Origin of the sequence: Endozoicomonas sp. ISHI1 (assembly GCF_024606225.1) — a bacterium.
In the GTDB taxonomy this organism is placed as follows: Bacteria; Pseudomonadota; Gammaproteobacteria; order Pseudomonadales; family Endozoicomonadaceae; genus Endozoicomonas_A.
Genome location: NZ_JAGRPU010000005.1, coordinates 1 through 25,797 on the forward strand (window position 1 = coordinate 1; position 25,797 = coordinate 25,797).

A 25,797-nucleotide genomic window follows, 5' to 3' on the forward strand; every position below is an offset into this window, starting at 1 on the left:
TAGAATCGGTATTTATAGGCTCGCTTAGTCATGCTTACATTTTACAATGAAAGCTGTAAATACAACAAGTATTTTGCATAGGCAGTCTTTCAGACTGCGAGCTATCCATCCCCGAACTAGAAGTACGGGGCTTTCCGCTCAATTTGGTAAGGTAGGTACAGCAAGTGATTTGAGTTATTCTCACCTAATAGTCGAACCTGAAGATATTCTTCAGGCTCAATCAATAAGATCATGCACACCTGCCTGATGATTCTCATCCAACAAAAATGCACTAAATCTCCAACCTCATAACACTCATTTCATATTGTAAAAGGCAGGAACTTTTCTGGCTCCCTTTACTCCAATACTTTCAGATCCAGTCCTCAGATGTGACTCATAAAGCATATTGAAGTGACTCATAAAGCAGAACAAAGAAGTAAATGGAGTTTAGAGTGCGATTTTTTAACCTGATATTCATTCTATTATTGATGAATGAAGTAGCTTTCTCTTCAGAATCAGTACAACCCTCTTACCCTGATCTGGTGTCTCACCAGCCTCATCAGATGTTGCATCACTCTCAGTGGCTGGTGATGCCTCTCATAAGCGGTGTTGCAGGCGGTATCGCTGCGAGCAATTCGCCTGATCAAACGCCTTACACCGTGAGTGCAGGTGTTATTTCCGGTGTCGCCCTATCCAGTCTGGACGTACTCTACAATCACTTCAAAACATCTGCCCCTTATTATATGAGTGCCGGTGTCATGGGAGCGGCTACCATGAGCAATACTCCCATGCCCGGCTCTCTCAATTACCTGTGTGGTTTTGTTGGTGGCGCAATGGTTGCTACGGGCCAGTTGAACTTCCTGGAAAAGTACATCAGCGCACCTGCAAAAGGGGCCTTTAACGCCGCCATTCTGATAGGAATGCCGGGAGCCGCTGCGGGGGCTGTTATCGGTGTAGCCGATGAAGTGATGGCTGCTTGTAATCTCACCGACACCGAACCCCTGTCTACAACATTGTCCGCTGTCACCCAGCTAAAAATAATGACACCATTTTTTTCATCGGGTCTGAGCCGTCTGCCACTGATTGGCAGCTCATACCGTTCTGCGGTGTCTCAACTCAATGTTCCCTATTTGATTGAAACTGTGGGCACTGTCTGGAGTGGAACCTGCCTGTTTACCTCACTTTCAGAAGACGATCACTCCTTGTCTTATTTGTGTATCACTCTGAAACCCTCAAGTCGGAGTCATGACAAAACCAACCTGGAAACCATTTCTGAAATGGATCAGACCCTGAATGAGATTATGGATAGCCGGACGATCCAGAGACTCTCACACATGCAGGCTCTTGCCATAGTCGGCTCTCAGCTGATGAGTTCCAGACTGGCCAAGATGCGCGCCTCCCGGGCCCAGTCTCTTCACGCAGGTCTGGCAAACTTTAATCCAAGGCTCGGCATAAAACCTGAGGAGGCTCTATCCGCTCATATTGGGGCCGGGCGGTCAATGGTCTACTTCTGCCTGCCTTACCTGGGACACTGGTTGATGGATTCGGTCATAGAAAGCTACTACAGACTTCTAATGAAGCAATCTGCACAGGATGAACTGGAGCGTCTCTTTTTCGATGACCAGAACTTTATCAGAATGAATCTGAATAAAACGCTCGATACCCTGATTGCCACAATGGATACCAGTATCCACAACGTCGTGACTGCCGGCAGCATACTGGAGCGTTCGCTGGCCCGCGCTTATATTGGTGGTTTTTACGACCTCTCCTTTATTGTCAAAAGTGGCGCTGCCGATATGCTGGTGTTCATGGATATCTACAGCAAAACGACTGAATCCATAACCATGACGCTTAACAGGGGAGCCCTGGATCTGGAGATCAACAGGGATTTTCTGAGCACTGAACTCGACGTGTTGAAAAAAGACTTCACCACCAATGCCCGAACCATCGGCAGCGGTGCCAAAAAAGATTTTATGGTTGAAAAGTATTCCGAGCTGCTGCAGGCACTTCGGGAGACAGAAGCCAGCCAGTCTAAAGCAGGACTGATTTCAGGTAGCTGGGGCACTGTAAAAAGCCTTATCGACTTCGTTGCCAAAAGCCTTCTCATTGCCCGGAAGATGAGTACTCGAGAAGTGGTATACGGGGATTATCAGGCACTTCTTTTCGCTACTGACAGTGTTTCCAGTGCCTTATCATGGCACGCTGACAACGTCGATACCCTGCTTAGCTTCAATAAAGCGGTAGACAGTATTCACTCACTGGGAGCGGAAATAAAACGCTCCCCCAGGGAACTGTGGCAACAGCCTGACTATCGGGCTCAAAAAGGGGATGAGGTAGCCATCCGTCTGGAAGCTTTCTCCATGGGGCATCCTGAAGGTGTACTGATGACCGACCAGGCATTAACCCTTCCCAAGGGCTATTTTGCGGTTTCCGGTGTTTCCGGCAGTGGCAAGAGCAGCCTGCTTTCAAAGATCAGAAGAGAAGTCGGCAATGGTGTATGGGCGACGGGCAATGTCACTTACACCACTGCCAATGGCGAGTTGCCTGAAGTCTTCCACGCCGAACAGCTGACCTACATTCCACCCAACATAACCCTGAGAGAACTGGTCACGTTACGATTGGAAGGTGACCCGGACGACCCGCATCCTGCTCTGCGAAACCCAAAGCACAGAACCGACCTCACCGATCAGGAACTGATCAACCTGTTAAAGGAGATCGATTTCTACTCCGAAGATCAGTGGCACCTTCTGAAAGAACAGCTTCACGACGAACGTAACTGGAAAGATCAGCTCAGTGGCGGCCAGATTAAAAAACTGGCACTCCTCTCGGTGATTAACCGGCGTCCTGAAGTGGCCATACTGGATGAAATTTTCGCCGGGATGGACCAGATTTCAGTGCAACAGGCACAGAGGATGCTTAAAAAATACTTGCCCGACAGTCTGCTGCTGATCGTCGACCACAATGCCGCCCAGAATAACTACGATGGATTTTTTACCGGCAGGATTCATCTGGAAAACAGCCAGGTCAGTCTCAGGGAAATAGACAATGAATAACTCAGGTGAAGCCTGATATGCCTAAAATAGCGAGCATCTCCAACAATGAAGGCTTACTCTCAGTAACTGCCAATCAAGTTCAATTAGAAACACCAACCGGTAGTGGTTGGGGTAGAACTGTCTCGGTACCTGACAGCCAAGAATCCTTGTTAATCTGTTTGCCCATCGAAATACAAGAGCAAATTATTGGCTTTTTAACGCTTAGGGATGTTGCCCGTTTACAGCAGGTATGTACTCACTTTCACCAGACCATTGAAGATAACCATGCGCTTGCAAAGGTGTGGTATCGCCGATTTACTTCACCACACCAAGATCGACTTAAGAGGGCTCTTCCTACAGAAGAAGTGAAACAACTCACTCAATGGTTGCAGCTATTTACGAATGATAAACAGCTAATTAAGTCACTCATGGAACACCGGGAGAAAACTTATTTTCCTGCTTTATTCTACTTCACCCAAACCAGATTGATGTCTAAATGTGAACAATTTGAAGTCGGTACAAAAGCCACCATTGTCTATGATCACGATATCATGTCTGTCAGAACCATCCTCAATGGTCTCTATATAGCGGTTGCCGGTATGGATAAAAAGGCAAGAATTTATGCCCGCCATTTCGATGAATCACAGTCTGAATTCAGCTGGGTAGAAAAAACCATAATTTCCCATAATCGTTGGGTCGAAGAAGTCCGCTTCAGTAAAGATGAACACCGTCTGGTGACCATTTCCTACGACTTTACGGGGAAAATCTGTCGTGAGAAGGACGACGGATCCTGGCAAGAAGAAGTCACCATTAGCCACTTAAATCCGATCAAATCAATCGCCTTCAGCCCCAATAACCAATATCTGGTGACGGCCAGTTGGGATGGAACGGCGAAAATCCTGACTCTGAAGGACGATGGATTATGGGAAGAAAAAGAGCTTATATCTTTGGATAATTGCATCGAATCAGCGCAATTTAGCTACGATGGCCAACATCTGGTCATTGCCTGTTACGATAACACAGCGAAAATCTATGGTCTGAAGAATGGCTCATGGGAACCAGAAACGATCATTACTGTTGATAGTCCGGTTCTGAAAGCCTTCTTCAGCTTCGATAACCGTCATGTGGTGACCATCAGCGAAGATCAAAAATTAAGACTTCACGGTCTGTTGGATAATGGGCTGTGGCAAGAAAAAGAGCTTGCGTTCAATGATAATCGGGTCAAATCAGCCATCATCAGTCGCACTAGTCACCGTCTGCTAATCACCAGCGGGCGCGCGGTAACCATCTATGGTGAGGAAGACGATGGATCGTGGGAGCATGAAATTACCATTTCCCATGACGACCAAATCATATCAGCTGCCTTCAGCCCCGATGAACGTTATGTGTTAACCGCCAGTGAAGATGGCAAGGTAAAAATCCTGTACCAGGACGATAATGGATCATGGGTGATTGAAGCCACCATTCGCCATAAGGGCAAGGTCACGTCGGCCAACTTTAGCCACGATGGCCGCCATGTGGTAACCACCAGTTCAGATGGCACTGCGATGATCCATGGTCTGAAGCTTGGGTTGTGGCACAAAACGGCTGTCATTTTCCATGGTAAAAATGTTGTCACAGCCATATTCAGCCCTGATAGCCGCCACGTATTGACCATCGCTGTAGAGACGTTAATAATCCATGGTCAGCAAACGGATGGAGAATGGGTCCAAAAAGCGATCATTTCCCACGGTGCCCCAATCCAGTTCATCAGCTACAGTGGCCACTATGCGATAGTCGCATGTCGTGATAAGAAAATGTTCGTTTATGAATTACGGGGGCATAATCCATTGATTGCTAACACTGAGTGACAGCACTCGACTTGCCCTGTTATCACGATTGCCGGAGACTGGCTATTGTCTCAAAGCGACTTTATTCGCTATCATTTCCGGCTATGAAATCACTCTCATCAGCCACTCCATCTTCCTCTCACACGGTGAGTCATGAACGGCTTCAGTCAGCACCTGACCGCGGCAAGCCCATAAGCTGCCTGACACTCACCTTGCGACGATGCCAAGGCTGAAAGGTTGCTTTTCAGTCACCATCACTTTCGACACCCTGCTTTTTTGCAGAACAGGGCTGCCACTGGCCAGAATCAACAATGAAACACAGACAGTGCAAAGTATTTTTCCCGATGAGCAGCCTTGAGCGAAAAAAATCATCGCAAACAAGTTTCAGACCAAGGACTTTTTTTCCATGAATATTCTTAAACTGCTTGAAGACAGAGTCATCAAAGCATTGATCGCCGCCGGAGCCCCGGAAGATACTCCTCCCATGGTTCGCCAAAGCGCACGGGCCAACTTCGGTGACTATCAGTGCAATGCAGTGATGTCAGCAGCAAAGAAAATGGGACTCAAGCCTCGAGACCTGGCTCAGAAAGTGGAAGACAATCTGGACCTGAAAGGTATTGCTGAAAAAACTGAAATTGCCGGACCCGGCTTCATCAATATCTACCTCGATCCACAGTGGCTCGCTGCCGGACTGGAAGAATCAGTAAAAGACGATCGTTCCGGAGTAAACACTGTCGACAGTCCGGAAACCGTAATTGTCGACTACTCTGCGCCTAATGTTGCCAAAGAAATGCACATTGGCCACATTCGCTCTACCATCATTGGTGATGCCACCGCTCGTACTCTGGAATTTCTGGGCCACAAAGTCATTCGCCAGAATCACCTGGGAGACTGGGGTACTCAGTTCGGTATGCTGATTGCTCACCTCGAAGAGCTGGAGCACGATAGCCAGGAAGCTCAGGCTATGGAGCTCTCAAATTTGGAAGCCTTCTACAAGGCAGCCAAAAAACGTTTTGATGATGACGAAGCGTTTGCCACAAAAGCCCGTGAGTACGTAGTCGCATTACAGTCTGGCAATGAACACTGTTTGAAACTCTGGAAAAAACTGGTTGATATCACGCTGTCTCACAACCAGGAAGTCTATGAACGACTGAATGTTTCCCTGACACCGTCTGACGTCATGGGTGAAAGCGCGTACAATGACAGCCTGCCTGCCATTATTAATGAACTGGCCAGCAAAGATCTGTTAAGTGAAGACCAGGGTGCCAAAGTGGTCTTTCTGGATGAATTCAAGAATAAAGACGGTGACCCAATGGGTGTCATCGTCGAAAAGTCTGGCGGCGGCTTCCTCTATTCCACAACCGATCTGGCAGCACTGCGTCATCGAACCCACACCTTAAATGCTGACCGTGTTCTTTACTATGTTGATGCTCGCCAGGGACAGCACTTTGAGCAGATCTTCACCATTGCCCGCAAAGCAGGCTTCGTTAATGAAGACACCCGCACCGAACATCATGCCTTCGGTATGATGCTGGGTAAGGATGGCAAACCGTTCAAAACTCGTGCCGGTACTACCATCAAACTGGTGGATCTGCTGGACGAAGCGGAAGAGCGTGCAGCCAGACTGATTGCCAGCAAAGCCTCTGATCTCAGCGAAGAACAAAAGTTTAAAGTCATCAAAGCCGTTGCCATGGGCTCGGTAAAATACGCTGACCTGTCCAAAAACCGCACCAGCGATTATGTTTTCGACTGGGACACCATGCTGGCTTTCGAGGGCAACACCGCGCCTTACCTGCTCTACGCTTACACCCGTATTAAGAGCATTTTCCGCAGGGCCGGAGTAGCTGAATCGAACCTCACCGGTGATATTCTGGTTGAAGAGCCTTCTGAGAGAGATCTGGCTCTGAAGCTTAACCGCTTCAGTGAAACCATTGAGCAAGCGGCTCGTGAAGGAACCCCTCACGTACTGTGCAGCTACCTTTATGATCTGTCTGGTGCATTCATGAGCTTTTATGAAAACTGCCCGGTTAACAAAGAAGGGGTCAACGAACCCGTTAAAAACAGTCGCTTGCAACTCTGTGCCCTGACTGCCCATATCCTCAAGACAGGCCTTGACCTGCTCGGCATTGAGACCGTTGAGCAGATGTAACCCTGTTTAACCCGGAAAAAAATGCCGACGTTAATGTCGGCATTCATATCTGCTGCTCTGGCAAAAACTCATCAGCCGAGGCCTGAGCCCAGTGGTCGCTGTACCCGGGAATATCATCACATTTCAACAAAAAACCTGTTTCCAAAACAGGGTAGATGGTTGCGTAAGAAGCCTCTGTCTGATCTGCCAGACGGCGGAAGATATGACTCGCATTCAGCTGATCAGGGCTTTCCAGCCCCATCGCACCAACAATATCCAGAAAACTGGCCACCGTCACACGGTGATAATTGGCCACCCTGACCTGTTTGTCAGCGATATTGATGGCTTTGCCTCTGATCGGGTCCTGAGTGGTCACCCCCGTTGGACATTGATTAGTGTTGCACTTCAATGCCTGAATACATCCCACAGCAAACATCATGGCTCTGGCCGAATTACACAGATCGGCACCCAGAGCGATCTTTGTCACCATGTCAAAACCCGACGCGACCTTGCCGCTGGCAATGATTTTTACTTTCTTTCTCAGGCCTGCGCCTACGAGACAGTTGTTCACAAACACCAGAGCTTCATTCACTGGCATTCCCAAACGATCCGTATACTCCACCGGAGCGGCCCCTGTCCCTCCTTCTGATCCATCGACCGTAATAAAGTCCGGAGCCAAACCGGTTTCCAGCATGGCTTTACAGATGCCCATAAATTCCACTCTGTTGCCCAGACAGAGCTTAAAGCCCACAGGCTTATTCGCAATCTCTCTGAGATGGTCAATAAACAAAATCAGCTCTCTGGGCGTTGAAAAAGCCGAATGAGCAGGAGGAGAGATGACCGTCACGCCTTCAGGGACGCCCCTGGCTTCAGCAATTTCTTTCGACACTTTGACGGCGGGCAGAACGCCCCCATGAGAAGGTTTGGCTCCCTGGGATAATTTTATTTCAACCATCTTCACGGCTCCATGCTTCACTTTTTCAGTAAATATTTTTTTGTCGAAACCACCTTCTTTTGTGCGACAACCAAAGTAGCCTGTACCGATCTGCCAGATCAGATCTCCACCTTCTGCCAGATGATGTCGACTTAACCCTCCTTCCCCGGTGTTGTGAGCAAAGCCTCCCCTGCAAGCCCCGGCATTCATCGCCCTGATAGCATTGGCACTCAAGGCACCAAAACTCATGCCAGAAATATTCAGCCTTGACGCCAGATAAGGCTGCGAACAGGAATATTCACCAACCAGTATTTTTCCATGGATGGCATCCACCTCTTTGGGTTTCAGGGAGTGATTGGCTCGATGATAGCCGCAGTCGGTCAGCTCAAACTGGGTGCCAAAAGGTTGGGTATCAGACACTCCCTTGGCCCTTGAGTACACCATGTTTCGAATTTCACGATTAAAAGGTTTGCCGCTCTGATTTGACTCGATAAAGTACTGATGGATCTCGGGACTGATAAATTCCAGCGCGTAGCGCATATGGCCAATCACAGGATAATTTTTCAAAACGTTATGATGGGTACAGGTCAGATCGAAAACCCCAACCAGAATGTAAGGTACCAGAAAAACAAACAGCCACAATATACCGGGCCAGAAAAACGACAGAATCAATGTGATCAGCGTTCCGCCAATGGCAATCCAGAAAAACAATTTACGTGCCATTTCTCCACCTTTTTCAGTGAAAAAGTCCAGATAGCTGGACCTGATGCACTTGAGTCTTGATGATAAAACGGGCTTTGGCAACGCTCCTTCATTGGCAGTGACAGTTATCCTGACAGAGACGGAGGGCCCCACAGCCTGCCCTTAAAACACAGAGGCGAGGCAAAATCGCAGCAAACCAGATACCTTGCAGGCGGGTTGTAAAGCGGACTGTTTAGAAATGATAAATGATTAGAGTCTGAAAATACTACTACTGGAACTAGTTCGTAGTGGCACTGTCCAAAGTCACAGGGATCAGATAAATCAGCTTAATTCCACTGTCAGGTTACGTGACACTACCAATATTCGCTGAATACTTTGTGAAATATATCATCGCAAGTGTCGGTAAAACTTATTCTCTGTGAGGGTAAATTGATTTGAACGATTCATAATTTAGAAACAAGAGGTACTTTAGTATGAATGTAAACACTCAAGCGCCCAGTCATCAAACAATTGATCGGGGCACACAAACAGAATCCAGCACGGATTCAAATCTTGGCAAGTTTCTGGGGCTGACCGTAAAAAAATCACTCTACGAAAACTTCCTCTGGGATGCCCGTAATTGGAGACGTCATCTTCCTGTAGAAATAAAGCGTGGTCCGGGCTTACTAATGAGGAATATCGGTATGTGTGGCGGTATCGCTTGCGGTTTGGCTGCCGGGCAACAAATAGCACTTGGCCCTGTAGGGCTTGTGGGTGGTGCGACAGCCGGGTGCATTCTCGGCGGTCAGGCAGGTTATCTGGCCGAGGCAGCCTTTATTAGAGAATGTCAGCGATTACGAGATCTTGAAAAAGCAGTTACTATTCAGCCACAGCGAGCCGCTGAACTGAGTTCAAGGATCCCCTGGGATGAAGACAGAACGAATGCTCCACCCTCATATGATGAATCTCAGCATTTGGAGAGCCTTCGCCAAAGAGTAATTATTCCATCTGATGGAGGATATCACTGACTATCTGGAAATGCAGTGAATGACAAACATCAGACTTCGAGATTGAAAGTAACAGGTCCGTCATTCAACAGGGAGACTTTCATGTCGGCACCAAAACGACCCGTTGCCACATCGTGATGAAGGGAGCGGGCACGCTCCACAAAATAGTCATACAATTTCTCACCATGCTCAGGAGAAGCCCCGGAACTGAAGCCGGGACGGAGTCCTTTGCGTGTGTCGGCGACAAGCGTGAACTGAGAGACCACCAGCAACCCACCAGCGGTGTCTTTCAAACCCAGATTCATTTTTCCGCCGTGATCGCTGAAAACCCGATATTTGAGTACTTTGTCCAGCAACTTATCCGCTTTTGCCTGATCATCGTCTTTTTCTACGCCCAGAAAGAGCAAAAGACCTGCTTCGATCTCGCCTACGGTTTCACCGTTCACCTTGACATGAGCAAACTGAACTCGCTGGATTAATCCGCGCATGGGTTATCCTACTCTGGAAGTGAAGAGTCGCCCCAGCTCTCACAGCCAGGGCTAAGAAGAACATCAATTGATCGAATTCAGGATTATCCGAACTTAACAGCCAACTTGTCCGTTGCAATCACCAGTGCGTCCACAATCCCTGGTTCGGAGGATGAATGACCCGCCTCTCTGATCACCTGAAGCTCGGCTTCTGTCCAGTGTTCAGCCAATACCTGTGCATTGTCCAGAGGACAGATCATATCGTATCGACCGTGCACAATAATACCTGGAATCTGGTCGATGTATTTCATGTCCCGGATAATCTGGTGGGCTTCAATAAAGCTATCATTTATAAAATAATGGGCTTCAAGCCGGGAAATGGCCTTTGCGTTGTGAGGCTCACTGCAAAACTCTTCAACATCGGGACAGGGTTTCAATGTGCTGATACGTCCTTCCCACAATGCCCAGTGTTTGGCAGCATTCATTTGTGCCAGCTCATCATCACCGGTCAAGCGACGGTAATAAGCTTCCAGCATATTACCTCGCTCACTTTCCGGAATGATTTCTGCAAAATGCTGCCAGTGATCCGGAAACACTCTGCCGGCCCCGTTCTCAGTGTAAAGCCAGTCAAAGTCCTTCTGTCGGGACAGGAAAATCCCTCTTAGTACCATAGCCATAACCCTTTTGGGGTGAGCTTGGGCATAGAGTAGAGAAAGGGTAGAGCCCCAGGAACCACCAAACAAAATCCACTTTTCAATATTCAGATGCTCCCGAATCTGCTCCATATCAGTGATCAGATTCTGGGTCGTATTCCCTTCCAGCTCAGCATGGGGAAGCGACCGGCCACAGCCACGCTGGTCAAAAAGGATGATTCTATATTTCTCAGGATCAAAGAATCGCCGCGCTTTTTCCGAAGTGCCGACCCCAGGCCCGCCATGGACAAACAGCACAGGAATACCATCAGGGCTCCCGCACTCTTCCACATAAACATGATGAACATCATCCACAGCCAGTTTGAAAACAGAGTATGGCTTTATAGCCGGGTAAAGCGTGCGCATGTTCCTTCCTTCAGAAGTCACTGAATCAAGCGTAGTCAGTCAGCTGAAAAACAGAGCGTCTGAGCTACCTCATGAACACTCTACAATACTCTTAAAAACCATGGTTTTCCAAGCCTTGTAGTGGGTTTGAAGTTCAGGGAACTTTTGTGCTTTTAAACTATCTGAGTTTTCATGACTGATAAAAAAGGCAAGGAGTGCTTATGTATAACGATGTAATAGCGGGCAGTAGCCGATGAACACTCAATTAACTCAAAGATCCATTGATCCATTAATCATTGCTCTGGTGTTCTCTGTAGCAATAGGTTTATCCCACGCTGCCGGGGTGAACTCCTTCCCACAGAATGATTCTGATGAGCTGAAGCGTTATCTCTCCAGCCACAATTATCGAACGCCTGAAAGCTGCAGCAAAAGCGCAGATAAGGGAAGTTGCTGGGCTCGTTCCATCATGAGCGTTCTCAGTGAACAGGAGCTCAGCCAAATCTTCAGACAACAGGCAGAACGCCTGGAATATCCTGAGGGTCAGCCAATCAATGCAGCTGCTTTGCACATTTATCTTGAAAGTCATAGCGCAGAAACACCTGAAGGTGCTACACCGGGTGTTCCTATCAATAACCTGAACACCCAACTGGCCATTCTTCTGAAGAAAAAAATACTGACAATAACACCGTTAGCGGGTGGGTCGATTGCAACTCAGATCTTCACAGGGTTCGAAGATGGCAGCTATGAAGTTGAAGAAAACATTATTTCACTGTCAGAAGAGCCTGAAACTCTGTTCACAGCCTTAATCACAGCGGATATAAGCCTTTTCCTGACACCGGGAGTGAATGCTGCTCCCGGTCACGTGCAGCCCATTGTCTTCAATCTGCAAGCCCATCAGACATCCGGGGAAGCTCTTCCTGAAGACTCGCTGAATTCAATGATAAACCGACCTGCCAGGGCACTTGATCTCTTCGCTGTCAGCAGCGGTGATATACCACCTTACTTTTTCTCAGCGCTCCAATTTGGAGTCAAAAATGACCAGAATCCGCACACCCAACTCAGTTGGGGAAGCAAAGAGCTTGAAAAGAAAGCGGCCAGAGAAAGAGCAGCTGCTAAAAAAAGACTGAATGAAGAAGTCAAACAGTTAAGAAGCGAAGCCGCCAGGGAGTACCGCAAGAGTGCCACGATCCGTTCTTTAAAAAGCTTTGCAGTCAGCGCTCTCAAGAGCATTCCTGTCGGTTTCGTGTCCGGTGCCATCTATCAGAACTGGGAAACGGTTAAAGCTTATTTACAAGACTTTCAAAAAGAAATTATTGCTCCCAACTTGCCGTTGATGGCCCGACTCGATGGCATGGGAATGGGAAAGTCTGAAGATATGCCTCCGGAATGGGCCAGTTTTATAGACACGCTTCCGAAGAAAGGACATGAGGCCTTGAAATACATCCGTTCAAAAGTCGATAACGGCTTAAGATCCCGTTGGTCCAACGGTCACTGGTTCAACCCCCATGGACCCAACTTCCACCCGCCTGAGAAGGGTATAAAACAACCTGTCAAAAGCTTTTCAGATCAAATGCTGATGGCTGTCAATGCTATACGTTCCAAGCCGCAGGTCTGTGGCAATACCGTCATGTCTGCAGTCGGACGTTTGCGCTGGAACTATTCTCTTGAAGCCGCTGCTTTCAGACATGCAACCGATATGGCAAATGGAGATTTTATGAGCCATAGCGGTTCCGATGGAAGTCAACCCACTCAACGAGTTGAAGCACAAGGTTATCTCTGGTCAACCACTGCCGAAAACGTTGCAGCAGGCCAACGCAGTGTCGATGCTGTACTCAAAGCCTGGATGAGCAGTGAAGGTCATTGCAAAAACATCATGAGCCCTGCTGTCACCGAGATGGGAGTCAGTTTTGTAGAGAAAGCCTCCGGCAAATACGGAATATTCTGGGCCCAGGTTTTTGCTTCACCGAGACACTTACACTAAACGGGGCCAGGAGGCTGACACCCGGTTAGAAGGCCATCCAAATTACTTGCTGCGACTGGCACGCTTGCGCTCATGCTCTTTCAGGAACTTCTTGCGCAGACGGATGTGGTTAGGCGTAACCTCCACCAACTCGTCATCGTCGATAAATTCCAGGGCCTGTTCCAGGGTGTGCTGGATAGGTGGGGTGAGCTGAATGTTTTCGTCGGAGCCGGAAGCACGAACGTTAGTCAGCTGTTTACCCTTGGTCGGGTTAACTACCAGATCATTGTCACGATTGTGCAGACCAATGATCTGACCTTCATAAACGTCAACGTTCGGGTTCAGGAACAGACGACCACGGTCCTGTAAGTTCCAGAGCGCGTAGCCCAGAACCTTGCCATTCACCATAGAAACCAGTACACCGTTCTTGCGGTGAGACACTTCGCCGTCTTTCACTACCCCGTAATGATCAAAGACATTGGTCAGAATACCGCTGCCGGAGGTCATGGTCAGGAACTGGGAACGGAAACCGATCAGACCACGGGCAGGCATCATGAACTCCAGACGAACACGACCTTTGCCGTCGGGTACCATGTTGGTCAGTTCTGCCTTACGGTAACCCATCTCTTCCATCAGAGAGCCCTGATGCTCTTCCTCAACATCCACAACCACCTGCTCATAAGGCTCCTGCAGAACACCGTCAATTTCCTTGATGACCACCTCCGGACGAGAAACGCCCAGCTCAAAACCTTCGCGACGCATGGTCTCAATCAGAACGGACAGGTGCAGCTCACCGCGACCGGAGACTTTAAACTTGTCGGCATCATCACCCTGCTCAACACGCAGCGCTACGTTATGCAGAAGTTCGCGATCGAGACGCTCCTTGATGTTACGGGAGGTGACATACTTACCATCCTGACCGGCAAAGGGAGAGTCATTGACCTGGAAGGTCATGCTGACGGTGGGCTCATCAACTGTCAGTGCTGTCAGAGCTTCAACATGGTTTGGATCGCAGAGGGTGTCCGATATGTTCAGCTTGTCGATGCCCGTTACGCAGACGATGTCACCTGCACGAGCCTCTTCAACATCAACACGCTCCAGACCCAGATGACCCATTACCTTGAGAATTTTGGCATTGCGCTCACTGCCATCGGCACCAATCAGACGAATCGGAGTAGAAGGTTTGAGGACACCGCGGGTGATACGGCCAATACCGATAACGCCAAGAAAGCTGCTGTAATCCAGAGCAGAGATTTGCATCTGGAAAGGCGCATCCACATCCACCTTGGGAGAAGGTACATTGTTGACGATCATTTCAAACAGTGGCGTCATATCCTGCGCCATGTTTTCAGGGTCATCACCGGCAATACCGTTCAGTGCAGAAGCATAGATAACCGGAAAATCCAGCTGTTCTTCAGTCGCACCCAGACGATCAAACAGGTCAAAGACTTCATCCATAACCCAGTCAGGCCGGGCTCCGGGACGGTCAATCTTGTTGATAACCACGATGGGGCGCAGACCCTGCTCAAACGCTTTCTGAGTGACAAAGCGGGTCTGAGGCATGGGGCCGTCCACCGCATCCACCAGCAGTAGAACTGAATCCACCATGGACATAACACGTTCGACCTCACCACCGAAGTCGGCGTGCCCTGGCGTGTCCACAATATTAATGTGGTAGTCCTGCCAGTTGATGGCGGTGTTCTTGGCCAGGATGGTAATGCCCCGTTCCTTCTCCTGGTCATTGGAGTCCATGATCCGCTCGGCACCCTGATCCTTGCGGCCCAATGTTCCGGACTGCTGAAGCAGTTTGTCAACCAGCGTTGTTTTCCCGTGGTCAACGTGTGCGATGATGGCAATATTGCGTAACTTTTCTATCACTGTCTTTCTCTCTTGAAATCTTTCAGAGGCGCTGCATCACAGCCTCGATCTTGTCCACATCAACACCCGCCAGGCTGGCGTAGGTGGAACAAAATGCCTGATCCTTAATCAGATACTGAACATCCTGCTCATATCGAGCCAGATGGTGTAAATTCCTGAGCCTTAGCGCTTCTTTCAGAGGACTCCGGCTAAAGCGCATATCGGCAATGTCTATCAGTCCAAGAGCACCGTCGGGCAACTTAAGAATATTGCCCATGTGCAGGGAGCGAAAATAGATACCCTGTTCATGCAGGTGCGCAATATATTGAGCGACCTGCTCTGCCAGAACTATGGTTCCATCTTCATCCAGAGCAGGAAAAACCTGCCTGAGGGTCCGACCCGGCAATGGCCGATAATGGACAGCCGTGTTTTTATAACTTTCAAGACGGTAGCAGCTTATGATGTCCACCGTTTGAATACCGCGCGCCATGAGTTCGGAGGCATTTCTGACAAACCGTACAGAATATGGCCTCAGCCACGCCGAGCTGATAGTACTTTTAACCCGAAACAGTTTCAGAAAAGTTTTATCTTTCAGCTTCAGAACCTTGTCGCCGAAATGGTCCTGCTCTATCACCTCAGCACCTTCGATCAGAGCTTGATAGGCCGTGGAAGATAACCGCTGTATACCACTCATGTGTGTCGAATACTCATTATTTCCACTATAAAAAAGGCGGCCAATGATACCTTAGCCCGGAAAATTCATAAAGCTGCTTTGATCCGGGTGCAGGCTATATTGCTACTCATGCTCAGTATTCACACTCTCTCTGCTATGTAAGAAACTCAATCGGAGTGTGTACTCGGCAGTAAGGCCGACCTTACAGGGTAACAACACTTCAGATCATTTTCGTGACGTCACGAAAATGATCGAACCGGGTACAATTAAGGAGGGCAACGCAAGGTAGAGCTTTGCTAAAAACGTCATTTTACGGTAAAAACCATGGTTTTAGAGGCACTTTCCATTGAGCCTGCAGCCGGATTCATCCAGAATAGCCCCTCATTTTTTAACTGATTACAGTGGCCATGTCAGAACAAGCCAAGGCGGGGAGTCTGCAGATCTACCTGCGCCTTCTTAGCTATGTGAAGCCCTACTCGGGCTTTTTTGCCCTCAGTTTACTGGGCTATGTCATGTTTGCACTCAGCCAGCCTGCCTTTGCCCGTTTGCTGGAATATTTTGTTGAAGCACTTGAAGGCAGCTTTAACACCATAAACAAGGACCTTGGCAGTGTTCTCCCTGCTTCTATCATGACTTCGGCGGTCCTGATTCCCGTCGTCATGTTATCTATTGCCATATTCAGAGGGATTGGTTCCTTTTTGGGTAATTACTTTCTGGCTAAGGTGTCTTTATCAGTTGTGCACGATCTGCGCTGCCTGATGTTTAACCGAATGATTCAGCTGCCCAACAACTATTTTGACAACAATAACTCCGGTCACCTGATTGCCAGAATCACTTACAACGTGGGTATGGTGACCACCGCAGCCACCGATGCCGTCAAGGTGGTTGTGCGGGAGGGCCTGACTGTTGTTTTCCTGTTCGGATATCTGATCCTGACTAACTGGAAGCTCACTCTGGTATTCATCGGTGTTGCACCCATCATTGCCTTAGTGGTCAGCACGGCCAGCAAACGCTTCCGTAAGCTGAGCTCCAGGATCCAAACCTCCATGGGCGATCTGACCCACGTCAGCTCCGAGTCGATCAATGGCTACCGGGTAGTCAGAGGCTTTGGTGGTGAGAGCTATGAAAGCCACCGTTTCTTTACTGCCAGTGATCGCAATACTCGCCAGGGTCTGAAAATGGTCAAGGCTTCCGCTGTCCATACACCTACCCTTCAGTTTCTGGTAAACAGCGCCCTCGCCATCCTGTTCTTCCTGGTGTTGTGGTTAAAAGGAGATGCAACCACAGCTTCTCTGGTGAGCTTTGTCACTGCCGCTGCGCTGCTGCCAAAACCTATTCGTCAGCTGAGCGAAGTCAATGCCAATATCCAGAAAGGTATTGCCGCGGCAGAAAGCATTTTTGACATGGCTGACCAGCCATGTGAACCCGATAATGGCACCTTTGAGAAGAAAAGAGTTGAAGGCAAGCTGGAGTTTCGAAATCTGGTTTTCAACTATCAAAATGCCGACAAACCCGCTCTGAACAACATTAATCTCGTCGTTAATCCGGGTGAGACAATTGCCCTGGTGGGCCGCTCCGGATCAGGAAAAACCACCCTGGCCAACCTGATTCCCCGTTTCTATTCCCATGAGCAGGGTCAAATCCTGCTGGATGACACACCTATTGATGAATACGGTCTGAAAAACCTCCGTAGTCATATCGCTTTGGTGGACCAGAATGTCACTCTGTTTAATGATACCGTAGCTCGCAATATTGCCTATGGTGACCTGCGGGAAAAAGATGATGCTGACATCCATCTGGCTGCCGAAGCCGCCCATGCCAACGAATTCATCAAAAATATGGCTCAGGGCATGAATACGCTGGTCGGTGAAGATGGCGTGCTGCTCTCGGGTGGTCAGCGTCAACGTTTGGCGATAGCCAGGGCTATTCTGAAAGACGCTCCTGTTCTGATTCTCGACGAGGCGACTTCTGCCCTGGATACCGAATCCGAGCGTCATATTCAGGCGGCGCTGGATGAAGTCATGAAGAATCGAACAACACTGGTCATTGCACATCGGCTCTCCACCATTGAGAATGCAGACCGTATCGTTGTGATGGATAAAGGCGAAATTGTAGAGAGCGGCACCCATGCCGAACTGCTGGCCAAAAAAGGTCATTATGCCAAACTGCACCAGATGCAGTTTCAGGAAGAACAGGAAGAAGCCGTAGAGGTAACACCTCTGGCTTCTTCAAAGCCAGTATAAAACTGAACTCTTTGAAAAAGCGGAGGTCTTGCCATGATTACCCCTAAGGATAATTTCGTGGTAAACCTATCGGAAGCCCGGCCATCTCGCTTGGCAGGATTCTATGATACCCGAGTGGAAAAGACTGAATGAAACTGACTCTGCCACGATTCAATCAAGCCAGGGTACTGGTGATCGGCGATGTCATGCTGGATCGCTACTGGCATGGCGGCACCACCCGAATCTCTCCTGAAGCGCCAGTACCTGTCGTCCGCGTCAACCAGATAGAAGATCGACCCGGTGGTGCTGGCAACGTAGCCCTGAACATTGCCTCTCTGGGCGCTCCAGCCTGGCTGGTAGCCGCTACCGGAGACGATGAAGCAGCCGACTCCCTGCAGACCCGTCTGGAAGCGGCCGGAGTCTACTGCGATTTTGCCCGGCTGAAAAACATTCCTACCATCACTAAGCTCAGGGTCATCAGTCAACATCAGCAGCTGATTCGTCTGGATCAAGAGCAAGCTTTCTCCAGTCTGAGCAGTGATATTCTGGAAGAAAAAGTAGCGAACCTGTTAAAAAACATGGGAGCAGTCATTCTTTCCGATTACAACAAGGGCACTCTCCAGAACCACCAGCAGCTAATCAAAATGGCACGTACAAAAGGCATTCCGGTAGTTGTTGACCCCAAAGGTACCGACTTTAAGCGTTATCGTGGTGCTACGCTCATTACCCCTAACCTGCATGAGTTTGAAACCGTTGTCGGCCACTGCAAAGACGAGCATGAGCTGATCACCAAAGGTCATCAGTTATTGGACGAGTTGGAGCTTGAGGCCATGTTGATCACCCGCAGTGAGCATGGCATGACCCTGATTCGCAGAGACGAACAGGAACTGCACCTGCCAGCCAGAGCCCGTGAAGTCTTTGATGTGACCGGTGCCGGAGATACCGTTATTTCCACCTTGGCTACCGCACTTGCAGCCGGGGCTGAACTACCCAAAGCAGCCGCTCTGGCTAATATTGCCGCAGGCCTTGTGGTCGCCAAGCTGGGTACAGCAACGGTCAGCATGCCCGAGTTACGCCGTGAGGTGAACAGAGAACTGGGAGCAGAGCGCGGCGTTATAACCCCTGATCAGCTTAAGATTGCCCTCGAAGATGCCCGGGCCCATGGCGAAAAGATCGTCTTCACCAATGGTTGCTTCGACATTATTCATGCTGGCCACGTGGGCTATCTGGAGCAGGCCAGAAAGCAGGGTGACAGGCTGGTACTGGCGATCAACAGCGATGCTTCGGTAAAAAGGTTGAAAGGTGAAGGCCGCCCCATCAACTCAGAAGATCGCAGAATGGCCGTACTCGCAGGCCTTGAAGCAGTGGACTGGGTGGTATGCTTTGAAGAAGATACCCCTGAAAAGCTGCTCAAAATGGTGAAACCGGACGTTCTGGTCAAAGGCGGTGACTACAGCATCGATGAAGTGGTCGGTGCCCCAATCGTCTACGAATACGGTGGTGATGTGAAGGTTCTGGCGTTCCTGGATAACTGTTCAACGACGGCTATTGTTGAAAAAATCAGGAAGGACAAGACTTCTGAAGAAACCGCCTGATGCTTTCACGCTCAACTTTCACCGTAATATAATGGCATTGCCGTCAACTTTTCGACAGTTGGCGGCCATCTTCCCTAAAATCCGAGGACAATCATTTACCCGAACTTTGCCCTCTATAATAAGTTGAAAGCACTCAAAGATTCAGGGATAGAGTAATGGGTATTATCAGCGGCGGTGAAAAGGTTTCTATCAGCCCGACGTGGTCTGAACATGGTCAACAGAACGTTAATAAACCTGTTAATAAACCTGAGGGACGCCACAAGGGCGTCTCAGTCTCCTCCATGGAAAACACGGTTCCTCAAAACGGGAAAGGCAAAAAGCTTCCAAAAAAAAGCCTCTTCTCCCGCCGCATAAGCAACCCTGACAAAGCCGCGGCTAAAGAGAGAAAAGCCACAGAGAAAAAAGCCATCAAAGCGTTTAAATTAGCCCTGAATGATCTCAAAAAAGCGGTAAACAGCAAAGAAAGCAGTCATGACTCAGTATTGAGAGTCATTGCTAAACACGTTAAAAACCAGAGCGAACTGGAAGACCTGCTGGCAAATCTTACCAGCAAATCCGGACAGGAACCCTTGAAACCACACGTTAAAGAGGCTTTCAAAAAAGTTGGCTTTACCATGATGGTTCGGAATGCACGAGATGACGCTCATCAGCCCTTAAATCAGGCACCAGACCTCGGTCAGTCTTTCAGAGAGGGGCTGGATAAAAGCATGGAAAAGCTCAGGTCTCAGCGAGAACAACTTGCCGACAGCACTTATCCTGACTCTATCAAACAGCAGCTAAACACTCAGCCTGCGCTGGCCTCATGTTTGGTGGATGAACTCCCGAACACTAGGGGATATGCGCCTTCTGGCAGTCCACACCCTATCAATCAGGCTCAGATCATTCTTACCTGCCAATGCTTTGAGCAAGCTCATAAAATTAAGCAAGATCTGGAAAGGGCTTTAAAGTACCCGCAACAACTTCCAGCTGAGACAAAAGACAAAATCGAGAACTCATTAAATGAGATTCAGGGGATTTTAAAAGCGACGCCAAAAGAACTCGAGAAATTGGAGAAAAATCACGTTATGAAGGGAGAGGGCTCTTTCCTTAATACAAAATACCAACAGTCTATAGAGGAAAGAAGTCAGGGAAACACGATCCGACCTCAAACGGAAGCCAAAGCAGCTCCAGAGAAACGTAAAAAAAGAGTCGCACCCGCCATTCCTTTCCAGGCTTCCCTAGCGGCCCTGAAAAAAGAAAAGCCAGAACGGACGAACGAAGCCGATTTATTACAGAACTACCTGAACGAACTGCTGGCTTTCAGTAATTCACCCGATTTAGTCAACCTGTTAGGTAAAGAGTTCTCCACTCACATCGACGCAGAATGGAGTTTTGACGAATATGCCTCTCTGTGTCAGTACGCTGCTGAAGCCATTGCCGACACCCCATCGCTCACCCCTGTTAAAGCGATGGATGTGGCGTATGGAAAGCTGGGAACCCCTCGCTAACTTAACTGAACCGGCGAAAACTCAGCTTTTAAGATGCCTGATTGTTGAGATGCCTGATGACTCTGGCGCACATCTCGGCATTACACTTTAAATGCCCGGAATTAATGGTGCCAATCACTGCCGCCGAAGTAGCAGGATGTGAAAAAACCAGCTCCATACTTTTTTTCACCGGATCTTCACCTTCCAGACAGGCATGACCACTGGCCAGCGCCTTCTTGATCAAAATGCCCTTACGGTTCTCCAGAGCGTAATCAAGAACCGGTTTCTCAGCCTGCTCCTTCAGGTTATAAGTCACCATGGCCATATCCGACCTTTCCAGAGCCATAATGCCGCCTTCAACGGTTTTGGTGGACATGCCTGACGCCAGAATCTTGCCTTCTTTTTTCAATGCTTCCAACACTTCCAGACAGCCATACTGCTGAATAATATTGACGTCATCACCATTGGAGTGGACCAGTACCATTTCAATCCGATCGGTATTCAGCCGTTTCAGACTTCTCTCGATGCTGAAACGAATGTGCTCCGGTGTGAAATCAAAATGAGACTCACCGTTCTCAAACTCCTCGCCGACCTTACTGCAAATAACCCAGTTGTCTCTCTGACCTTTTAGCAATGCCCCCAATCGCTCTTCGCTGTTCCCGTACGCAGGCGCTGTGTCCAGCAGATTAACACCCAAAGATTGAGCCAGTTTCAGTAATTCTCTAGCCTCGCGATCATCTGGAATCTTGAATCCGGATGGGTATTTCACCCCCTGATCTCTACCCAGCTTCACGGTTCCGAAACCGATGGGAGAAACCTGAATATCGGTACCGGCAATCGTTCTTGTCTCAAGCCTGTCATCAGTCATGATCGGCAAAGGCCTCACTCCAGAAGGGTTGGCAGATTTCGGGATGCTGAACGCCTTCTGGCAAAGCAAAACCTTCATTGCCAGAGGGAGAGAGTTGCTGCCTGTTCAACACTTTAATGACCTCATCAGAAAGGTTAGGGGCCAACGCCAGCTTGGTCGGCCAGGAGACAATGCCGTTTTCCACATCATGAATGAAAGCGGCATCCGGTCTCAGTAGTTTGGTCTGCCTGGGTTCAGCCCGGTTTACAAACAAGGTCGCCCATTGAGCATCATCCAGATTAACCCATGGCAATAATGCTTCCAGCTCACTTCGGGCCACCCGGATCTGTTCTTCTGGTGTGCGCTTCATCCCGTCTTCTGCAATTTCACCACCCAGATACCAAACCCAGTGACCTTTTCCATCCGGATGGCTGGTTACCGTCATTCTTGGAACAGGTTTGGTACCCAGACAGTGTGCAAAGAGCGGCTCAGGATGACGATGCCGAACCATCACCATATGGAGCGGCCTTCTCTGCATTTCTGGCTGAGAAAGCCCCCAGAGCGTCATCAGATCCTCGGTGCCTTCACCCGCTGCGGTAACAAACTTGCGCGCCTTGATGTGAAAGGTTTTGCCTCCAACTATATGTTCAATGAAAGCTATTTTTTTACCTTCAGTGACAATGCGGGTGTTTTCTGACCAGTCCACCTTGAGAATCCGCTCCTTAAGACCGTTTACCAGCGCCTTGATAACCGTACGGATATCCAGCACGATCTCATTGAGCTGGTAGACTTTGCCCCGAAACCCTTCATGGCGAAAAATATCCGGAAAATCTGCCATTTTCTTCAGCTGCTCCACCCGGCCCCGCAGTGCTTTGCTGGCAAAAAACGTAGTAAGCCTGGAGCCTACATCGCCGGGAGACCAGAGATACTGGGACTGAGAGAGTATAGCCGCTCCCGACAGGTCGACCTCGCCTTCTCCCCTGAGCGCCCGGCGCCAGCGATCTGGCATGCCAGCAATACACTCGGCCGACTTGGTCAGGGTGCCGGTCAGAGTGTACTTGGTTCCGCCATGAACGATCCCCTGAGACTTGATAGTCTGACCTCCACCGAGAGTGGCATTTTCCAGAAGAAGTACTTTATAGCCTTGCTGATTGAGGGTATTGAACAGCCAGAGACCGGCAATGCCTCCGCCAATTACGACAACATCTGTTTCTATGGTCTGAGTCATATAGAGTGGATCAGAGAGTAAGACAGGAAAAATAGAGAGCCAGCAGTATACGCCTCATCTCCTTCAGACACCAACATCGCCTGAAGCCTCTGAAAAAGTTCATGATTATGCAGACAGCTATATAGAAAAAGAGGCCCTGGCAACTGGCTAATGGATGACGTTTTCTAACTCAACCCTATGTTAGAATCGAGTGCAAACTTTATGAATATGACAATAATATGAACCATCCCTGTGAGTGCTTCCCTCTGGGTGACTCGGCTCTGCTGCTATGTTTTGGTGACCGGATCAGTCCCAAAATAAACTTGATCGTCCATACAGCAGCAAAACAACTTCTCGAATTGGCCTATCCTGAAATCATTGAGATGGTACCAGCTTACACAACTCTGACCATCTATTATGACCCGTGCCGGATTCAATCAGCGACACCTTATGAAGCTTTAAAAGAAAAAATGCTCAACACCCTGAAAATACTCAAGGTGGATGACACCAGTGCCGGGAATCATGTCGAAATACCGGTCTGCTATGAAAGTGACTTTGCTCCGGATCTGGAGCGGGTGGCTAAACATTGTCGTTTGAGTCCTGAGGAAGTGATTGATCGCCACACTTCAGCTACCTATGACGTTTACTTTCTTGGCTTTACTCCGGGTTTTCCTTATCTGGGTGGAATGGACAAAAAGCTAACGACTCCCAGACTTGATCATCCACGCCTGACGATACCGGCTGGCTCCGTTGGCATTGCCGGTGAGCAAACAGGTATCTACCCTCTTTCTACTCCCGGAGGCTGGCAGCTGATAGGCCATACCCCTATTCCTCTGGTGGACTTCAGTAACGACTCGCCCACGCTGCTCAAACCAGGCGACAGAATAAAGTTCACCGCCATTTCCTTCAAGGAACATCAGGAAATGGAGGCGCAAAGGTGAGCCTGATCATCAAACAACCCGGAATGCTGACCACTCTTCAGGACCTGGGTAGATACGGCCTTCGAAATTTGGGCTTCTCAACCGCTGGAGCCATGGACACTCTCGCAGCCAGAGTCACTAACCTGATACTGGGTAACCCGGAGAATGCTCCGGTGCTGGAATTCACCCTGACCGGACCCACTCTGGAATTTCATAAACCCACGATAATCTGTCTCAGTGGAGGAAGCGCTGAAGCCACTGTAGGTAATCATTTCGTCGCCCCCAACTGCGTAACCCCCATTAAAGCAGGGCAAACGCTGAAGATTTCTGGTCTCAAGACAGGCTGCCGAGGCTACCTGGGGGTTAAAAATGGCTTTCAGGCCCTTGAAGTTCTGGGAAGTTGCAGTACCCATCTGGCAGCTGGCATCGGTGGCCTTAGCGGCCGTGCACTCAAAGAGAATGACCGGCTTGGCTTTAACAGCTGTTCAGCAAAGAAAGGTTTCCGGCCTGATATCGCTGTGGGCCGTGAGTTTACGCAGTATCTTGAGAATCAGGCAGACAGTCAGCCTGTTCGTTTTATCCGGGGTCCACAAGCGTCTTGGTTCTCCAGACAAAGTCTGCATCACTTTTATAGCCAAAGTTACTCTGTCCACCCGGATTCTGACCGGATGGGCTATCGTCTGTGTGGTCAAAAGATCGAAAGCAGCTATTCTGAAAATCTGATCACAGAGGGGACAACCACTGGCTCCATACAGGTCCCTCCAGATGGCCAACCCATTATTCTGATGAGTGATTGTCAGCCCACTGGCGGTTATCCCAAAATCGGGAATATTATCTCCGCAGACTTACCCAGAGTTGCACAACTAAAGCCCTCGGACACAGTGACTTTTCAGGAAGTCTCTGTTAGAGAAGCTCAACGGGAACTGATAGAACAGAGAATCAACCTGAATCGTCTGGCCATTGCTGCTGAACATTACTGGAATCACAATCAAGATGAATACTGATAACACTCCGACACTGGATCTGAACTGCGACATGGGTGAAAGCTTTGGCCATTATTCGCTGGGAAACGATGCCGGAATCATGCCGTATATCAGTTCTGCTAACATTGCCTGCGGCTTTCATGGAGGTGATCCGAATATCATGGCCAACACAGTAAAGCTGGCTTTGGAACACAATGTCGCTGTCGGCGCTCACCCCGGATTACCGGATCTTCAGGGCTTTGGTCGCAGAAACATGGACATCAGCCCTGAGGACGCCTACGCCCTGACGCTTTACCAAACAGGCGCATTGAGTGCCTTTGTAACAGCACAAGGCGGTCGGCTTCACCATGTAAAACCTCACGGCGCTCTGTACAATATGGCCTCACGGGACTCTGGCCTTGCCAAAGCGATAGCCGAAGCAGTTTATCAATTTAATGCGGAACTGATTCTTTATGGCTTAGCCGGCAGCTGCCTTATATCTCAGGCTGAAGCCATTGGCCTGATGACCGCCAGCGAAGTTTTTGCCGATCGCAGCTATCAGATTAATGGTCAGCTAACCCCCAGAGGTCAGGCCGGAGCAATGATTGAGGACGAGCAAAAGTCCCTCGACCAAATCAGAGAGATGGTGTTGCACAAACAAGTAACTTCAGTGGATGGTCAGACAGTGGCTATCAAGGCCGAAACTTTGTGCATTCATGGCGATGGTCCCCGGGCTCTCGACTTTGTCCGGGGCTGTGAACGATTTCTGCGGGCACAGGGCATCACAATTCAAACGATTCAGGTGCAGTAGTGAATATTTCTTCCCAAGCCTCGTTGCCCTTTCAGGGTCTCTTTTCGCCACTTCCCGGAGTGGTAGCAAGGACGATTGCTTTGCTCGATGGCTTTCCAGCCAAAGTAGCGCCCTACCGGCCTGTCTGCTGACCATACTCAAGGAAGGTGAACAGAGAACCAGTGCTCACGGACTGCGACAAAA

General features: G+C 49.2%; 18 protein-coding genes. 11 read left to right on the forward strand and 7 right to left on the reverse strand.

Going from position 1 to position 25,797, the window contains the following annotated elements:
- The first annotated feature begins 542 nt into the window (after window positions 1-542).
- The 3 genes from KBW69_RS05125 (at window position 543) to argS (ending at window position 6,989) form a co-directional block, all read left to right on the forward strand.
- Entirely contained in the window at window positions 543-3,032 is a 2,490-nt protein-coding gene (locus tag KBW69_RS05125; RefSeq protein ID WP_257280167.1) for an ATP-binding cassette domain-containing protein, read from the forward strand.
- A gap of 17 nt (window positions 3,033-3,049) precedes the next feature.
- Window positions 3,050-4,861: an F-box/WD repeat-containing protein gene (locus KBW69_RS05130; RefSeq protein ID WP_257280168.1), complete on the forward strand. Its 1,812-nt coding sequence runs from the start codon at window positions 3,050-3,052 to the stop codon at window positions 4,859-4,861.
- Between the two features lie 385 nt (window positions 4,862-5,246).
- The gene (argS, locus tag KBW69_RS05135) at window positions 5,247-6,989 is read left to right on the forward strand and encodes an arginine--tRNA ligase (protein ID WP_257280169.1); all 1,743 of its coding nucleotides are present in this window, start codon (window positions 5,247-5,249) and stop codon (window positions 6,987-6,989) included.
- A gap of 43 nt (window positions 6,990-7,032) precedes the next feature.
- Here the strand turns inward: argS and KBW69_RS05140 are convergent, their stop codons facing one another.
- The gene (locus KBW69_RS05140; protein ID WP_257280170.1) at window positions 7,033-8,625 is read right to left on the reverse strand and encodes an FMN-binding glutamate synthase family protein; all 1,593 of its coding nucleotides are present in this window, start codon (window positions 8,623-8,625) and stop codon (window positions 7,033-7,035) included.
- Window positions 8,626-9,077: 452 nt separating this feature from the next.
- Between KBW69_RS05140 and KBW69_RS05145 the strand changes: the two genes are divergently transcribed.
- On the forward strand, window positions 9,078-9,611 hold the full coding sequence (locus KBW69_RS05145; protein ID WP_257280171.1) for a hypothetical protein: 534 nt from the start codon (window positions 9,078-9,080) through the stop codon (window positions 9,609-9,611).
- A 29-nt stretch (window positions 9,612-9,640) separates the two neighbouring features.
- On the opposite strand, the gene dtd is transcribed toward KBW69_RS05145, so the two are convergent.
- Together dtd and pip are read right to left on the reverse strand one after the other, a co-directional pair.
- Entirely contained in the window at window positions 9,641-10,078 is a 438-nt protein-coding gene (gene dtd / locus KBW69_RS05150) for a D-aminoacyl-tRNA deacylase (RefSeq protein WP_257280172.1), read from the reverse strand.
- A gap of 83 nt (window positions 10,079-10,161) precedes the next feature.
- Window positions 10,162-11,115: a prolyl aminopeptidase gene (gene pip / locus KBW69_RS05155; RefSeq protein WP_257254673.1), complete on the reverse strand. Its 954-nt coding sequence runs from the start codon at window positions 11,113-11,115 to the stop codon at window positions 10,162-10,164.
- 232 nt (window positions 11,116-11,347) lie between these two features.
- On the opposite strand from pip, the gene KBW69_RS05160 reads away from it, so the two are divergent.
- Window positions 11,348-13,075 (forward strand): CAP domain-containing protein, encoded by a 1,728-nt coding sequence (locus KBW69_RS05160; protein WP_257280173.1) that lies wholly within the window; start codon window positions 11,348-11,350, stop codon window positions 13,073-13,075.
- Between the two features lie 42 nt (window positions 13,076-13,117).
- Here KBW69_RS05160 and typA read toward each other — a convergent pair whose 3' ends face one another.
- Together typA and KBW69_RS05170 are read right to left on the reverse strand one after the other, a co-directional pair.
- Window positions 13,118-14,932 carry a translational GTPase TypA gene (gene typA / locus KBW69_RS05165; RefSeq protein WP_257280174.1) on the reverse strand — a complete coding sequence of 605 codons (1,815 nt, stop codon included), beginning with the start codon at window positions 14,930-14,932 and terminating at the stop codon, window positions 13,118-13,120.
- Between the two features lie 22 nt (window positions 14,933-14,954).
- Window positions 14,955-15,605 carry a hypothetical protein gene (locus tag KBW69_RS05170; protein WP_257280175.1) on the reverse strand — a complete coding sequence of 217 codons (651 nt, stop codon included), beginning with the start codon at window positions 15,603-15,605 and terminating at the stop codon, window positions 14,955-14,957.
- A gap of 386 nt (window positions 15,606-15,991) precedes the next feature.
- Between KBW69_RS05170 and msbA the strand changes: the two genes are divergently transcribed.
- The 3 genes from msbA to KBW69_RS05185 all read left to right on the forward strand — a co-directional run bounded on the left by msbA (window position 15,992) and on the right by KBW69_RS05185 (window position 20,888).
- Complete coding sequence (gene msbA / locus KBW69_RS05175) at window positions 15,992-17,827, forward strand: lipid A export permease/ATP-binding protein MsbA (RefSeq protein ID WP_257280176.1); 1,836 nt, start codon at window positions 15,992-15,994, stop codon at window positions 17,825-17,827.
- A 128-nt stretch (window positions 17,828-17,955) separates the two neighbouring features.
- Window positions 17,956-19,401: a bifunctional D-glycero-beta-D-manno-heptose-7-phosphate kinase/D-glycero-beta-D-manno-heptose 1-phosphate adenylyltransferase HldE gene (hldE, locus tag KBW69_RS05180; RefSeq protein WP_257280177.1), complete on the forward strand. Its 1,446-nt coding sequence runs from the start codon at window positions 17,956-17,958 to the stop codon at window positions 19,399-19,401.
- A gap of 155 nt (window positions 19,402-19,556) precedes the next feature.
- Complete coding sequence (locus KBW69_RS05185; protein ID WP_257280178.1) at window positions 19,557-20,888, forward strand: hypothetical protein; 1,332 nt, start codon at window positions 19,557-19,559, stop codon at window positions 20,886-20,888.
- A gap of 28 nt (window positions 20,889-20,916) precedes the next feature.
- Here KBW69_RS05185 and KBW69_RS05190 read toward each other — a convergent pair whose 3' ends face one another.
- Complete coding sequence (locus tag KBW69_RS05190) at window positions 20,917-21,735, reverse strand: aldo/keto reductase (RefSeq protein ID WP_257280289.1); 819 nt, start codon at window positions 21,733-21,735, stop codon at window positions 20,917-20,919.
- A complete protein-coding gene (locus KBW69_RS05195; protein ID WP_257280179.1) occupies window positions 21,728-22,942 on the reverse strand; it encodes an FAD-dependent oxidoreductase in 1,215 nt (404 codons plus the stop codon). The genes KBW69_RS05190 and KBW69_RS05195 overlap by 8 nt, the downstream gene beginning before the upstream one ends.
- 218 nt (window positions 22,943-23,160) lie before the next feature.
- On the opposite strand from KBW69_RS05195, the gene pxpB reads away from it, so the two are divergent.
- Genes pxpB through KBW69_RS05210 form a run of 3 tightly spaced genes read left to right on the forward strand, consistent with a single transcriptional unit; the run spans window position 23,161 to window position 25,614 of the window.
- Window positions 23,161-23,862, forward strand: coding sequence for a 5-oxoprolinase subunit PxpB (pxpB, locus tag KBW69_RS05200; RefSeq protein ID WP_257280180.1), 702 nt, complete (start codon window positions 23,161-23,163; stop codon window positions 23,860-23,862).
- Window positions 23,859-24,845: a biotin-dependent carboxyltransferase family protein gene (locus tag KBW69_RS05205; protein ID WP_257280181.1), complete on the forward strand. Its 987-nt coding sequence runs from the start codon at window positions 23,859-23,861 to the stop codon at window positions 24,843-24,845. Before pxpB ends, KBW69_RS05205 begins: the two co-directional genes overlap by 4 nt.
- Window positions 24,835-25,614, forward strand: coding sequence for a LamB/YcsF family protein (locus KBW69_RS05210; protein WP_257280182.1), 780 nt, complete (start codon window positions 24,835-24,837; stop codon window positions 25,612-25,614). The genes KBW69_RS05205 and KBW69_RS05210 overlap by 11 nt, the downstream gene beginning before the upstream one ends.
- Window positions 25,615-25,797: the final 183 nt, after the last annotated feature.